Origin of the sequence: Haladaptatus sp. SPP-AMP-3, from assembly GCF_049568665.1 — an archaeon.
Classification (GTDB): Archaea; Halobacteriota; Halobacteria; order Halobacteriales; family Haladaptataceae; genus Haladaptatus; species Haladaptatus paucihalophilus.
The window spans coordinates 2,391,597-2,406,984 of the sequence record NZ_CP145897.1; the positions used below are offsets into that span (position 1 = coordinate 2,391,597).

Consider the following 15,388-nt stretch of genomic DNA (forward strand, 5'->3'; position numbering starts at 1 on the left):
GCCAGCGGAGTTAGTCTTGTCGCCGAGCGATGCGCGGTCGCTTGCCGACCGCGGGCTAGCCGAACGGCACCGCCGTGAGGCAGTGAGGGAAGTTCCGAGCACCGACGGCGCGCAGGAACCGACCGACTAACCCGCTGGCGTTCCGGAAGGGAACGAACGACGGCCCGACCGAAACGGACGGCGAGCGGGCGTACCGTCAACGAATACCCGGTAAACAACTAGTCTGATGTCTGGAGAACAACTCCACTGCTCACTGACCGTACTGCGTCCGAGTCTGAGGCATCGTCCCGAACTGCGGTCGCTCTGTTTCTGGTTCGCCACCGAGGAAGTCGATTTTCGCGCACTCACGGCGGATAGCTTCGGGTGAGAACTCACCCAGGTAATGCCGCCGGAATGTGTCCCAGTCGTCCCAGCCACCGAACGCCATCACGACACTCGGCAGAACACCCTGTTCGAGCAAATGAGTTCCCCACGTCCGTCGAAGGTCATGCGGGCCAACGAACTGCCATCCTTCATCACCGGTCTCTTCCTGGAGGCGGTCGGCTGCACGCCGAATCCAGCGGTAGACGTACTTGTCGGGGACGTCGACTATGGGAGCGTCGTCGTCGCGATCCCACGCATACGTCTCGACGATACTGTACAGGGTGTCGGGAACGGGCGGTTCGCGATAGTGGTCACGCTTGGCGTAGTCCTCCCAGATACGGACGTGCTTTCCAGTGGGCCCGGTGACGAAGTCTTTCGGACAGACCTGGGTGATCTCACTTCGTCGGAGGCCACAGCGTCCACCGAGGAGGAACGCGATTTTTTGCTGGGGGCCGTCGGCTTCGTCGATGAGTTGGTCCATCTCGTCAGCACTGAGCCAGACGCGCATGCCGTCGTCGCGGGTTGGGTAGGAGTCGAGTCGCATGGGTGTCCGTTATTCTAGAATACAGGACAACAGTACTTAAAGGATGGTTCGTGTGGAGTGGATCGAGGGGTGATGTAGGAGTTCGTATGGGTGCGAATGGGGGATTCCCGGACAGTAGTCTAACACCTTCGCTTTCGAAATCTCGCTGTATTGCGCTTCGGTAGATGCAAACAGCGATGTAGTCTGCTGTTTAGAATATGGACCTCATTTGTCAAGAGCACCGTGCTGAATGCAGGGGATGCATTCAGCGTACCCGACGAAATCTATCACTACCAGAGTATTCCTATGACAGGATATTTTACACAATAAGGTTTGGTGGAAGGAGCTCAGCGTTTCCATCCTTCGTAATGTCGTACGAAGAATTCAAACCCCACCCGCCCCATGACTCTGATCATGTCAGATTCCTCTCGAAAGAACGGACATGACAAACAGACAAAAGACGAGAACACATCCGACGACGCCCCCGAATCCTTAAAGTCGAACAGCAAAGATACCGGAGGCGACACCTCGGAGTACGAACCCCTCTTCGACAGCGTTGACGATGTCGACAGCAACCAAGAAACGGTCGACCGCATCGAGCAAGAGAACAAGCCCGCTTCCGACCAGCCGCCCGCTGCGACCGCGCTCAACGAACTCGCACAGGGCGAGAGCCTCACTGAGGTACTCACGGTTGCCCTTCAGGAGTGGCGCGAGATGCAACAGATTAGCCGACAGCGCGACGAAGCAGAATTCGCGTTCCAACGAAGTGTCATCATAATCGGGGCGCTCGCCTTCGGCGTCGTTATCGTCGTTTCCGGCATCCTCAGCTTCACCGGAAACCTCCCAGGCAGTAGCTTTGCGTTTATCCTTGGAACCCTCTTCGGCAGTCTCGCGACCATCCTCCAGTCGTTCCTAGGGAAGCACCAGCCCGACGAGTAGATTGCCACGAGAACGGTTATGTCACTAACGGTGGGAACAGAAGGTAGAACTGAAGTATCCAGACTTCTCGTTCCACTCACAAATAAACGCTACAAGATACGTGCCTCGAGGCTTGACCCCGTGGTTGTTCATATCATCTATCTGTCGCGGAGACAGAGACGGAGGAAATGATTTAGCGGCGCGTCTGCACCTACCGGCCATGGGTAGCCAAGTGGGAGTACCAAGTTGGGAAGAAGAGATAGCTGATGAGAGCGACGAGTCAGAATCACAACTCGGCGATCTGCTTTCCGGTCGGTTAGCAGATGTTGCCATTGACTCCGTTAGGACGGTGGGCGACAAGCGGGAACGAGAGTAAGTGATTACATTGTAGCGCCGGTAGTCGGTCATACGCCGTGGTGTTCTTGGACTCGGTCGCCAATCCAATCAAGGACAGCAAAGAGAACGCCCAGATGGTGATCGGCATCGAGTGGCGATGGCTCAACGGTATCTTCCGCAGTCGGTGGTGGATGGAAGTGTTCTTTCGGTGCATTTGGTTTTGGGTGGCGATCCCATCGGCATTGCCACGTCTCGTCTGCGGATATCTCGAGGTAATGGACTGAGTAGTTCTCACCTTCGAACCACCGAATATCAACGCGAACGTCATCAACCGCCGCTGGATACTGCTCCGAGTCTACTTGGAGTTCGAGTACGCGCGGCGTGATCGAATCTGGACGGAACTCCCAGCCACTGATCAGTGGATGCGTGGCTGCCCGCTGTGCAAGAACGGTGAGTGTTGGAATATCGAGTGGCCCGCTTGGACCTTCAGGTCGCCCTGTCACGGTTAGGCCTGCGCTCGATCATCAGTCGTGGACTCGGCTCGCTGAACCGCCTGTTTGAGGACGATGATATCGCGCCGAATCGTTCGCCACTCGGTGAGGTCATTCCAGCGCTCGTGCAACGAGTCATGATCCTCAATCGCATCGTCAGAAGTTGCCACAGCGTCTGGGTCGGGAACACCGTACTCCGCTTGGAAAGCCTGATCGTCCTCAATGAGGTCATCGATTCGGGCACGAAGATCGTTCGGACTGTGTTCACGAGCCAGTTGTTCCACGCGCTTCCAACGGAAGTACGAGGGGTTACGCTGGTAGGTTGCTGGTCGCGTGTCGCTTCGCTCGGCGATTCCCATCTCCGTCAGTTGCTCGAGTGCTTGCCGCGCACCGTTCTCAGAGCAGTCAGCCCACTCAGCGAATTGCTGTGCCGACGCTGGATCGGATGTCCCGACGAGGACGTCATAGACCCGCTGGAATGTCGTTCGATCGGCCTGCCACTGCTTACGCGATCCGGACGCAGGTATCCTATCCTCAGTCATAACTGTCTTTTAGATGCCCAAGCGCATATATCTTCCTCTGAGAACTCATATGTGCGCTAAATAGTCTATCCGCCAAAAATCGAGAGGAACAGGCCTGTCTGTCACTCAGTGTTGTCTCCGAGGAGGGTCTTTGTCCGCTCCCAGATCGACTTGGGAGGCGGATTAGTTTCTGAGATGGAAGAGGGCGCTGTTTGAGTGGTGGTTGCCGGGGGTGACTGTCCATCGGCGTGTTCTGATTCCAAGAATTCTAGTTCTGCTTCGAGCGTTTCAATGCGATCGTCTTTCGCTTCGAGTTCTGCTTCGAGTTCGATGATACGGTCGGTCAACAGCCGATTCTTCTCGGTGAGATATGCTTGATTCCGAGTGGATTCATCACGGGTGGTTTCGAAACCAGAGGTGACCGGAGCATCGGTAGTCACTGAAGACTCGTCCCCTGTATCTGGGTCGTAGAACTCAGATGTAGTTGCAATCGCTCGTTCGATAGTTTTCTCACCGTACGTCGAGCCGTCTGCGTAGTGGATTTCATCCCACTTCTCACGAAGCAAGCCGGACTGCCGGAACAATTGATCCATCCACGTTGCGTCGCCACCCGTCCAGAACGCAAGTAGACAACACAGTGCCATGTCGGCTTCCGACTGACTGTCGTAACCGGCTGTGTTCCCATTCCAAAGGCGCTCGAACTTTGCACCGTTCGAGGCATTTTTCGCTTTCTGCAGTAATTCGTCGTTCTCGAGATCGACATCAACAGCAACTCCGACATCGTCCCCGTTGTTTATCTCTCTGCTATGGTCGGCATCATCCACCGAGTCGATATCTTGCACGTATTCACGATGGATCGCCACGAGAGCATCTTGACGTCGTGCAACCCGCGTGGGTGTCTCCTCGACATGGTCGCCAGTTACGGTGAAAAAGCGAGCTTTATCATACAGTTCGATGTTTCCTCGTCGATTACGCCCTTCTGGTAGTTCGCCTTTGATAAGCACGTGATAGCCCGTTCCGGACGGCGACACCTCGGTATAGGAATCCAATCGTTCGATGATATCCAGTGCTGTGTCGTCGACGTCACCCGACTCGGGATTGCGGCAGTCATCGAGATCCACGCCGACGATTGGATCATCTTCGGCGAACACGAACCCGATACCATCGGCAGCACCTGTTGTGACGTAGTCGAGTGCCGTCTCGAAGTCGGTCCATGTGTCTGCGTCTGTCGATGATGCAAACACTCCTGTTTCTGGTGTTACCGGTATCTTCGTTGCTTTTCCGTCACGGTGTTTTTTCTTCCAGCACACCCACTGGTCGCGCTGTCGCAAGTCATCCGGAATCACTGTGTCGTCGATTGTCTGTGCAGAATCCATCATGGATTCCTCCGGATCTGAACAACTCGCCCTACTCGACGATCTATATCAATATTCGAATATAACGCTCGGTTCTCAAGCCCGCGGCCTACCCGCTGTCCACTCAATCCTTCTGCGGATGCAGCCCAATCTATACTAGTTGGTTTTGATGGACTGTTCTGCGTGGACAGTCCTCTCGTTGTGCGATTTTGCATGGACACCAACGTTCGCCGATTTCTCTGATTGGACAGCCTGCGTGGACAGGGAGTGGAAATGGTCGTTAGTAACCGCGAAAGATTCGAATACCGGCGAATGGTCCGACCGAAGCAACGGTGAGCAATACGGCCTGATGTAGGCCTTCGACAGTACCTCATGTTTCTGATGTCTCTCATTGGTTGAGGAGTGTTCGCCCCGCTTCTGTCAGGGTAAGACCGGTGTAGAATTGCACACGGTCGCCGTCTACTCGACGTCGCTCGGTATCGAACTCAATCACGGCCCCCAACTTCCGTGTGAACCAGCCTTTGGTCGTCCCGTCGATATCCTGCTGGTCGACCCAGTTGGCGTACGCTTGGAATACCTCGTCTTTCGGTACTCGTGCGTCATCGGCTTGCCTGACGTACATCGCAGTGAATGCTCCGATGGCGTCGCCATTCGGACCGATTTCCAGTGGCTCATCTACATCTGTCTGATCAGCTGTTGAGTAAGTCTCAGACAGGTTGTCAGGGCTGTCGACAGTAGGCCAGAGGTCGGCACTTTCAACGCATTCAGCCAGCGGATACGATTGCCCATGTTGGTAGAGTGTTGGTGTACCACCCTCGGGGAGAATCAGTATGATGTAGCGTTCACGCGAAACCTCTGCGCCGGATAGTTCGATGTTAGGAACGAATGGCCGCTTGATCGGAACCCACTCCGCCTCGAAGCTGTCTTTGGAGTCGTAAACAGAAGTTGTTCCCGGTTCATGCACTGTGTACTGGCCAGTCTCACGGTCGTAACTGTAGTAGGCCGGGATGCTATCTTTCGAGAGTGACTCCTGATCAGGAACGCGAGCGAACTCCGTCTCACCATCCGAGAGCACGCGTTCATCGTCCTCGCGTGTCCAGACTGTTCGGTTCGAGTCGGTTGTTCGTGGCCGAACGGCAGTTACGCCACCACGACTCGTCGCCCCGCCACCGAACATCACAATCTCGTCGCAGTTGTAGAATTGCTCAGTGCCGTCTGCCAACTCTTGCACCGGTGGTGAGCAGATATTCTCGATGCGGGTCGCCCATTGCGTCGCTGAATCACCGGGGCGAACAACGAAGATGGGGATTTGATCTCCTTCGTGAGCACGGGCGAGATTCTTGAGGACTTTCGCAGGGCGCTCCGGTGTCGTCGTCTCGGCTTCGATAGTGAATGCGGTATCGTACTCTGGGTGTGTGGCAGTGCCGTCGGGTTGTTCACTCCCATCCTGCTCGACGATACTGACGCTGAATCCATGCTCGGTGAGTACTCGTTCGGTATCACTAAGTAACGCATCGTGGCCTGTTCCCCCAGCAGAGCGTACAGTGCCCGTCTCTGGACGTACTACTTTCTCACCGCCCTCGGATAGACGGGTTACGACGGCGTCGTCCTGGAGGTCAATATCGACTTCGATCAACCGCGATGTATCGCGTATGTCCGGGAAATTCAGTGGGTCGTAGTCGATGTCGGGTTGCTCGTGATCAGTGTGTTCGAGACGATGGACGAGTTCTTCGTCAACGGCAGGGGCGTCCACCCAGCCATTGGTAGCACGCACACCCTCCCGGAGTTGTACCGCACGAATCGCCTCGGCCATCGTTTCGGCCAAGAGTTTCTCCGGGTTGGCCGCGTCGTTGGAATCGCTGTAGAGGAGGTTCCGGAGTATTTCATCATCGGTCAGCCGCTCAATGCCGTATCGGCTCAAACTCTGTTCGATAATGTCGTCAACTGTGTCCGCCGACCGCAGCGGTGGATATGGCGGGAACGATCGAAGCAAGACTGGTTCGGAGTACTGTCCTCCATCAAGTGGCAGTTTTGTCCAGGCCTGATACTGATCGGTAGAGATGAGGTCTTCAGCATTGTAGCCCCGAAACCGTTTCATCAATAGCTGAGCATCGTCGACGTCGTTCACCGAGAATGCGATGAGGTTGTCGCAGTTGTTCAACATCGCCTTACGCGTATCCTCATCGAGTTGCGAGGGATACTGCGATGCGAGAGTCACGGAGAGGCGCATCGACCGAGCACGGGCGAGCATCGATTCGATATCCAAGTTCTCGCTCGCGATGGTGTCGAACTCGTCACAGAGCACGAAGTACGGGTCTGGCTCATTCTTCTGTTCATAGGATCGGTGCTGGATGGCGCTCCAGAGATTCCGCATCACGCCGAGCGTGACCATTTTCTTGATATCCGTGTTCTCGACTGGTGTGGAGACGATGACGATGCGGTCGTTATTGATGATGTCGCGGAAGTCGATCGTACTCTCGCGATGGGCGATGATCCGCCGGATGACTGCGTTCTCGACCCACGATTTGATTCGCTTGAGCAGTGGGCGAACCGTCTCGTCGTCCATCCGTGCGATTTCGAGACAGAACTCTCGCACGTACGGATCATCGACGTCACGCGCGAATTCTTCGCGTCGCTTGGCGTTCAACAGCGTGAAGTACATATCGATCACCGAGAACGGCTTTTCGGACTGCATCATCGCCCGCCCCATTGATTCGGTGATCGACTCCATGTTCACGCCCCAGTACTCGTCTGTATCGAAGATCGCCTTGAGATTCTCGATGCGATTCTCGATCTCGTTTTCACGTTCCGTCGTGGTGGCGCAGTCGGGGAGTTCGAGGAAGTTCAGCCCGACAGCCTTGTCATGGTTTGCGGCACCGGGTTCGATCCAGACCACGTCATCGAGGCGATGCTCGGGAAGCTTCCGCAGTAGTTCACGAGAGTCACGAGCCTTGGGGTCAACGTAGACGAAGCCGTAGCCAGCGTACGCCCACTGCACCATCATGTTGAGCAGTTCCGTCGTTTTCCCGTAGCCGGTCGTGCCCGTAATCCAGATGTGCCGAAAGAGCGAGTCGAAGCGGAGTGGTGCTTCGCGGAATCCACGATGGGTGTCCTCGTCGTACCCGACCCAGAGCGGCGCACGTGATGACTCGCCACCCGATTCGAACATGTCACGGACGCGTGCTCCCGCGACAGTGCCTTCACTTACTGTTTCCGTGAGAACCGGCTTCCCGTCGACAGAGACGCTATTTTCAGCAGTGATATCGTACGGTTCTCCGAGTCGTGAGTGAGGGGGAGAGTCGGAATCGCGTGTCGATGTCGGGTCAGTACGTGTTTCACTCCGAGATTCCTCCTCGGGATCGGATTGCCCTCCTACCGTCTGTGCGTCGTCGAAGAATCGATCAAACACCATCGTGCCCCTTGTTTCCGTCAGGTTCGTCGTGGCCGGGTCGTCCGTGGTCACCGAATCGGTGTTTCTCACTAGGTGATGTCGAAAACGCCTCAACGTCGGCAGGAACACCGACCCCCGCAGCCCTTCGTGACCAGTCGACAGCTGAATTCTCGATTTCCTCGTTCGGGAAATGCACGAGCCCAGCGAGTTCGTTCACCGTCAGGACGTTCGTCCGCCCCCAGAGTGTGCGTTTGAGTCGGCTTTCCGCAGTGAGAACGCGCATCCCAGCGGCCTCGAGAACGGCAGGAAGGTGAGATTCGACGACGTATCTGGGTTCTAATCCCTGATTGGTGTGATTGTGATCGAAGACACTGACAGCGTCGGCGATGCGTCTGAGCCGGTGTTTCGCCGTCGAACCGTCGGGTGCAATTGTGACGACGCGGATGGTAGTCGCGAACGCTGGAAACCCCAACTGAGCCACGATGTCGTCGGCAGCACGCGTATCTCGTTTCGACTGCACGACTTCGGGCTGAAGATACCCTTTGACCCGTCCTTCACGGCGTGTCTGTGCTAGACGGGTAACGTCGCCATGCCCAAGTCGACCCACGAGTCCGCGTCTCGCCCACGTCTGACTCACTGGCATGAACACGATCTGGAGAATGGCCGTTTCGTCGTCGCCCCCGATGAGTCGTGACAGGAGCGTCCGATACGGGTCATCGTCAAACGTCGGTCGGGATTCGAGATGCTTGAGTGGGAATGCAGCATCCTGCCGGAGTTCGAGATGGCAGGCAGCGATATGTGCTCCGGAAGTGACGTCAAGGAAGTTAGCGCCATCGACTGTTTGCGTCTCACTGTTCGGGTAGTGTGCGTTGACGAGCGCGATTGCATCCTGTTGGTCGGAAGCGCGGAGATAGAACTGGAGTTTTCCATCCGCGAACCAGATCTCGGCGGCATATACCGGCGGACCGCCACGCCGGAACGTTCCGGCAGGCGTGGTGTGGAGTCCACGGAGAAACCGTGGTCCAGCCGCAATCCCATCAGTGTCGATGAATGGCCGAACCCGTATCATGGGTTCGGCGGTTGCGGCGTTGCGAACTCGGTCAACCGTTTCCGATGTGAGTTCGGTGCTGGTCGGTGAAGCTGTGTCAGTGGAGTTGGTGAATACCATGGTCGTGTGGATTGGTGGGTGAACTGCTGTTTGTCAGTGTGCTACTCTCGGCGATGTTCGTCTGTGAGAACGGAGAGAATCCACTCGGGGAGTAAGTCGAGGATGGCATCGCGCGTCCGGGAATCGTGTGGGAGACGCAAGCCAACGAACGCAAAGGCGACGGCGGCCGGTACCGCGGCGAGGATGCCAGTAGCGGTCGGGGCAACAATGCCGGAGAACGGAACACCAGCGGTGAGTGCGAGCAGGCCGGGTAACAACCCGATTCGACCAGCGATAATCCACGGACCGCGGTCGGGGTACCAGATACCGATAGCGAGGTCGTGGCGGATGGCGAGGTCGATGTACCAGGCCACGCCAACAGCGCCAATCGTCCAGACAACTGCGGCGAGCAATCGCACCAGCAGTGTTGAAGGAACGACGCCTATTGCGATGCTGACGAGACCGAGTGCGCCGACACCGGCGGTCACGCCAGCGACGGTGAGTACCAGCCACGGACGATGTTGGCGAGTGCAGTACCCGCGTGGATCGTGACGAATACGTTCGATGGCGTGGACGACATACGCGAGACCGACGAGACTGCCCACGACCCAGGGATGTGCGACGAGCGCGCCGATGATGGAACCAGCAGCCTCGACAACTGTGGTAGTCCAGTGCCATCCGGTGACGATGTCTGCCGTGAGACTTCCGGCGATGCCAGTTACCGTTGCAGCGAGGGTGACAAGGGCCGTGACGCCGAGAAGACCCGCAACGACACGACGAGCGAATAACGAAATTGCGGTCGGGTCAGAGACCCAGTGAGCGAGGTAGTCACTCCAACTCGGTGTGTGATCACGTTCTTGAGCCCGCTTCGTTCGGACATCGGCCTGCCATGCAGCAGTCGGCCGGTTTGCGCACGTCGCACACAGAAGAACCTGATTCTCAACGGTGTAGACGTTCTCGACAAGTTCCCGAAGGACGAACGGCTCTCCATCGGCTAAATCCCCGCCATTGGGGTGATGAACGGTCTCCTGACACGCCTCACAGGTCGCGCTTTCCCGCCCGAGGACCTCATCCAGGATCGTCGGGAAATCGTATTCGCCGGTAAGAGGCGACCGGATGTCGGCGGTCCGGCGTGTTTCCTCGATAGGAACGTACTCGTCAAAGTTCATGGGAATCCGTGTGAACGGATTTGTCTCGATTCCCGGTCGGTCGCGTCCATTGTCTGGATCCGGACCGGCAGGCACGAAATCAGTCATTCGACCGACCTCCGTTCGGTTCTGTGTCCGCTTCCCTATCTGGCTGTGTCTCGTGTGGTACCTCTCGGAATTCTTCGCTCTCGAATATTGCCTCCTCTTCAGGAAGCGCGGTGACGCGAAGCGGATAGGTGCCGCCTTCGTCGATATCGAGAAGGGCAGTGCTGAACCCGAGTCCTTCTTTCCCAACGACGGCGTCGCGGACGAACGCGGCCTGCGCGTCGGTTAGTCCGAGAGCGTCAGCGTGTTCTGGAGTGAGATTTCCCTGCCGATGCAGGATCTTGATCGACGATTGGTTGATGAACGTCTCGGCTCCGTCGGTATCGTAGAAGTCGGCGAGTTCCTGCGTGATGAAGTGCAGTGAGAGGTCGAGATGGCGAGAGTGACGGGTCGTCCGCTTGAGCCATTCGACGCTTCCGGGCGACTCGACGAGGTAGTGCGCTTCGTCGATTGCCACGATCGTGTGACCCGTCGCGGCCTTGAGGCGCTCATAGACGGCGTCGTACAGCGGTTGCATTACGAGACCGGCGAGTGCGTTGTTCGAGGCACCACCGAACTGCTGTAAGTCGAGGTAGATGACGCGACTCCCTGTAAGATCGACCTCGGTCTGCCCATTCAGGAAGTCGAACTGGCCGCCGGTCGTGAACGGTTCCAGATTCAGGCGAAGATCCTCGGCATGACGCTGCCACTTCTCCAATTCACCAGCGGAGTATTCGTCTCCATTGAGAACCGCGAGTGGGTCGGCGGCAACGTCACCCAAGACGGCACGGATATCTCCAATTACGGGACTCTCGTGGTGGTGGGTCGTCGGGTCGGCTGTAATGTTGGTCCGGGCATACGCCTCACGAACACACCGTTCGAGAACCTGTCGCCGGTCGCCGAGTGGCGCACCTACGTACGCGAAAAAGGATTCGAAGAAGTCCATTACGGCGCTGATGCGCTCGGTGAATGGACTGCTGTTCTCGTTCTCCAGGAGTTGACTCGGAGTCGGCCGTATTTCGAGCGGGTTGACCGTTCGCGTCCCACCGATGACGTAGTGTTCGGCATCGAGGCTGCTAGCGAGACTGGCGAAGCCACCGACGGGGTCGATCATGACGAGCGCAGTGTCGCGATCTTTTGCCACTCGCCGAAGCAGGAGTCGCTTGGTGTCGTACGATTTTCCGGACCCGATTTCACCGGCAACCAACACGTTGTACCCGTTTTCACGACAGAATCGATCCAGATAGATCGGGGCACCCGTCGTGGCGTGGTATCCATAGAGGATACCACTCTCTTCAATCGTCGTACTCGCAGCGAATGGAAACAGCGCACCAGCGGCCTGCCCGAGCATCGGTGTCGTCTGTCCCAACTCGTCTTTCGCGACCGGACTCCCGGTGATGAGCGCGTCTTCCTGCCGGTAGGCCGCGGTCTTGGTCGTCATTCGAAGGCGCTGGAGTTCCCCACGGATGCTTGTGGCAACATGATCGACATGGTCCTCGGAGGGTCCACGGATGGTCAGATAGACGCCAACGTCAAGGATGCGCTGGGCATTCTCTTGCAGTTGTGTGTACACCTCCTCGTGGTCACGAATACGCCGCTCCGTAACTGTCGCCTTCGCCGACCCCTGATTCTGCGCCTCGATGTGGTCGACCTTGAGCGACTTGATCGCACTCTCGAACTGCATGAGTGACGTCCGGGGATTCTCTGGATTCGCGTATATCGTCACGTCCACATCCGCACTTGGGTGGGTACAGACACGGTCGAGGAGTCCCGGTGATGCGGATTCCGGGAACCCGGTCACGAACAGAATCTTGACCCACAGATCACCCGTCCGTGCTGTGGTCGATTCGAGACGCACACCCGACGGGGCTACTCGTGTTGCAACCATCGGCCCACGGGGCGTCTTACCCTCTCCGGCAAGGGGTGGCTCCTCGTCGATGGAGTCGACGTCGATGTCTGTATCGGTATCGTCAGCGGTATCAGCGGCTGTATTGGCGGTCGTTGCGACAGTACGCTTCGGAACGAGACTGGTGAGTCTCGATGGTAATTTCATTGGTGGTCACTCCGAATTTCATCGGAAGTCGGAGGTGTGTTCGGTGAACGATACACGGCGTCGTCGTCACTCACGACAACAGGAGTTGTACGGAGATGCGGACCAGCGTCTGGGTACGCAGTTCGATACCCGGACCAGTATTCCTCTACTAACGTGACGAGGTCGGCCGCATCCTCGGAGTGGACGTGGATACCCTCGACGCTCGTCAACTGCTCGGCGAGATGGGTACGACGCTCCTCGAGGAGTGTGCGTTGTCGTGCGTGGATACTCTCGCGGCGGTCATCCTGCAGTAGTACGTCTGCGAATACCGATGCGAGGTGGTCACCGACGAGTGGAAGCGTTGAAAGACGACGAACCCACGCGTTGTCCTCCAGACTTACTGACTGTATTTCGACCGGGACGATCGCGTGATACTGGCGGATGCTCGTACCGCGTTCACGGAACTCCTGTGGTCGGCGTCGTCGGTAGACCTCGACGATTTCTCCAAGCGCTGGTGTCGATCGGACATCGGCGTCAGTTCGGCGAGTGTGATATGCAGCAGTCAAGCGATCCGGGTCGACGCGTCGTGCCGATGAGTGAATCTGCACCGGATAGTCGAGCGCGTTCAGAACGTCTCCGAGTCCGCGGGCCGCTCTGTCCCACTCGTTGTGGTCGGCGAGCGCGAGATTCGCCGGTTCGATACGAATGGCACCGATGAGCGTCTCGTCTCGACGGCGAATCGCATCGGCATCCGGTTCGACTGCGCGAATCTGCGTCAACTCCCGAGTATCGGGCGGTGCGTTGGCATCTGAATCGGTGTTGGAATTGGTGAGAGTCATGATCGAGTCTCGTCGGTAGTAACTGATGAACGACCGGAGAAAGCCAAGCGGTGTCCGGTGATCGGGACAGATGGTCACGTACGCGCCTGCGACGCCAAGGACGACCAGTGAGAGTCCAACGCCAACGAAGAATCGCCCCGTTACGATGACGGCGACTTCGAGTGTCACCATTGCGATGACGAGTGCTGGGACGAGAAACAGGAGATCCGCGTTGGATACGTCTGCGAACGCGAGGAAGCCAGAATCAGACCCGAAGTCATCGAGGATACGCCGTTCTGGGTCGTCGCCTCTCGGACCAAGGCGCGTCATCGCGAGTCACCTCTCCCATCGCGAGCGTCGAAAACTGCATCACGACTGATTTCCGTTTGCTCGGATGTACTCGATTCCCAGTTCTCCCCGGCAACCGGTGCCGCATCGTACAGTGCCCCGTCCCCTTCGCCACGGTAATAGACGCCGGGATGGTCACCATCGGAATCGTAGGCCGCCGCGAATCGGTCGTGTCCCCGGACTATCAGTGAGCGCTCCTGGCCCCGTGATTCGATCGGCTGGAATTCGCCACCCGAGAGGTAGCCGGGTTGATATCGCTGTTCGGCTGGCAGGTCGCTCCGTTGGTTGACGATAATTGGCTCATCAGTATCGGAGGCAGTCGTCGTGTCAGTACCGGTGCCTGGCGTCGAGGATGTACTCGTATCTGGAGTGGCTGGCCGACCACCAGTTGGCGTCCCTATTGGAGCGACGGCACCGGAACTGCCGTCACGACGTTCAGTGTCGAGGACGCCGGATGGTGCAGTAGCCGAGTTAACAGTGGCGTTGGGACGTGTCGTTGGCGTTCCATCGATTAGACCAGACGGGGAACCAGTCCCGGTCCCCATCGTCGTATCGGTCGTCGAACTAACAGCACCCGAAGGTGACCCAACACCCGCCATTGACGCCCTGTTGGAGAGTGACTTTGCTCCTGCCTTTGCTCGCGAGTACATCGCAGCTCCGCCAACCCCCGCCATGATGCCACCTGCCGTCCTCGCTGCTCGTGATCCCAAGAGCATCCAGAGGGTTGCGACCAGTGCTGCCAACTGTGTGACGAACGTGACGGCGGCGAACGCGAGTGTTCCGGCGACTGCGGAGAAGCCACTGACAGCGACTGCACTCTGAACGAATCCCATCGTTCCGCTAGCGATGTATGCCCCGGCACCGAGGACGAGCGCCGCTGGAAGCGGGAAGAACGCCGCCCGGATGAAAATGTCCCATCCCGTTTGTCCGAACTTTCCAATGGTCCCCAGAACGCCACCGATGTCGAACAGCATGAGTGCCGAAAACACCGGCAGGAATACCATGAACGTGAGACACAGGACGTACGCCAGGAGCGTCGTGATGAGCAGGATTGTCACGATAGCCGCTGTGGCAACCCAGAGCAACCCCGCGAGAAGCCCCGTCCCGAGCAGCGTTCCGATGCCGGATTTCGGACCCATAACGAGTTGATCGCCACGTGGGGCAACGGCGAGAATCAGACCATTCGCGAGATGGAGGACGAACGCTCCGACCCACCACGATCCGATGGTGAGCAAGAGATTCCGGACGATGTTCTGTTCGATCTGGAAGCCTTGGGTGGCGAACGTGGTCTCCGGGCGGAATCGGCTGGCGAGCGCAATGCCAACGCCGACGACCCACACCAGAAACCCGAGCGGGAGACCGACCGACGTCCATCCGTGGTATGCACCGGCCAATGGTTGATTCGTCGGTGGTCGGAAGACAACGATCTCGCCACCCCGTTTCGGCACTGGCCGTCGGAGAATCAATTCGAGCGTACTACGGGCAATGTGCTGTGCCGCGTCGAGCGCACCCTTGAGGATGCTCCGCTTGGCGTTCTCGATGACGTTGCAGATACCGCCCTGAACGAAGCCTTTCCCCGAACACGCGGCGTACGACCGTGTGTTCGGCGTCAGAATTGATGGGACACTGGTACCCGGAACAACCGGATTTCGGACTGTCGATGACGTCGTCGTTACTGGTCTGTAGGAACTCTTGAGTGTGGAGATGGGACGATCCGCTCCACTCGTGACGAGAGACGCCCCGGTTGTGCTGGCGGATACCGGTGTTACGAATACGGTCATGAGGAGAATCACAGCGACGACGATGACCGCGTACTGGTGCAGTCGTGTCGTACGTCCGGTGTCGATGGCAATCGTGGGGTGCATGCGGATGACTGGTGAAAGAGTGGTTCGTCGGTCCTCTCTGTACGGGGG

Annotated in this window: 10 protein-coding genes; 1 reads left to right on the forward strand and 9 read right to left on the reverse strand. The window is 57.7% G+C overall.

What is annotated here, in order from left to right; genetic code table 11:
• Nucleotides 1-250: 250 nt before the first annotated feature.
• On the reverse strand, nucleotides 251-907 hold the full coding sequence (locus tag V5735_RS13115) for a site-specific integrase (RefSeq protein ID WP_423743928.1): 657 nt from the start codon (nucleotides 905-907) through the stop codon (nucleotides 251-253).
• Nucleotides 908-1,300: 393 nt separating this feature from the next.
• Between V5735_RS13115 and V5735_RS13120 the strand changes: the two genes are divergently transcribed.
• Nucleotides 1,301-1,825: a hypothetical protein gene (locus tag V5735_RS13120; protein ID WP_423743929.1), complete on the forward strand. Its 525-nt coding sequence runs from the start codon at nucleotides 1,301-1,303 to the stop codon at nucleotides 1,823-1,825.
• An 820-nt stretch (nucleotides 1,826-2,645) separates the two neighbouring features.
• On the opposite strand, the gene V5735_RS13125 is transcribed toward V5735_RS13120, so the two are convergent.
• The 8 genes from V5735_RS13125 to V5735_RS13160 all read right to left on the reverse strand — a co-directional run bounded on the left by V5735_RS13125 (nucleotide 2,646) and on the right by V5735_RS13160 (nucleotide 14,869).
• Complete coding sequence (locus tag V5735_RS13125; RefSeq protein WP_423743930.1) at nucleotides 2,646-3,173, reverse strand: DUF7342 family protein; 528 nt, start codon at nucleotides 3,171-3,173, stop codon at nucleotides 2,646-2,648.
• A gap of 101 nt (nucleotides 3,174-3,274) precedes the next feature.
• Nucleotides 3,275-4,528 carry a hypothetical protein gene (locus V5735_RS13130; protein WP_423746030.1) on the reverse strand — a complete coding sequence of 418 codons (1,254 nt, stop codon included), beginning with the start codon at nucleotides 4,526-4,528 and terminating at the stop codon, nucleotides 3,275-3,277.
• A 367-nt stretch (nucleotides 4,529-4,895) separates the two neighbouring features.
• The gene (locus V5735_RS13135) at nucleotides 4,896-7,919 is read right to left on the reverse strand and encodes a TraM recognition domain-containing protein (protein ID WP_423746031.1); all 3,024 of its coding nucleotides are present in this window, start codon (nucleotides 7,917-7,919) and stop codon (nucleotides 4,896-4,898) included.
• Nucleotides 7,909-8,967 carry a hypothetical protein gene (locus V5735_RS13140; protein ID WP_423743931.1) on the reverse strand — a complete coding sequence of 353 codons (1,059 nt, stop codon included), beginning with the start codon at nucleotides 8,965-8,967 and terminating at the stop codon, nucleotides 7,909-7,911. The genes V5735_RS13135 and V5735_RS13140 overlap by 11 nt, the downstream gene beginning before the upstream one ends.
• Nucleotides 8,968-9,107: 140 nt before the next feature.
• On the reverse strand, nucleotides 9,108-10,301 hold the full coding sequence (locus V5735_RS13145) for a hypothetical protein (RefSeq protein WP_423743932.1): 1,194 nt from the start codon (nucleotides 10,299-10,301) through the stop codon (nucleotides 9,108-9,110).
• Nucleotides 10,294-12,330, reverse strand: coding sequence for a VirB4 family type IV secretion system protein (locus V5735_RS13150; protein ID WP_423743933.1), 2,037 nt, complete (start codon nucleotides 12,328-12,330; stop codon nucleotides 10,294-10,296). The genes V5735_RS13145 and V5735_RS13150 overlap by 8 nt, the downstream gene beginning before the upstream one ends.
• On the reverse strand, nucleotides 12,327-13,457 hold the full coding sequence (locus V5735_RS13155) for a hypothetical protein (protein ID WP_423743934.1): 1,131 nt from the start codon (nucleotides 13,455-13,457) through the stop codon (nucleotides 12,327-12,329). Before V5735_RS13155 ends, V5735_RS13150 begins: the two co-directional genes overlap by 4 nt.
• A complete protein-coding gene (locus tag V5735_RS13160) occupies nucleotides 13,454-14,869 on the reverse strand; it encodes a hypothetical protein (RefSeq protein ID WP_423743935.1) in 1,416 nt (471 codons plus the stop codon). The genes V5735_RS13155 and V5735_RS13160 overlap by 4 nt, the downstream gene beginning before the upstream one ends.
• Nucleotides 14,870-15,388 lie beyond the last annotated feature (519 nt).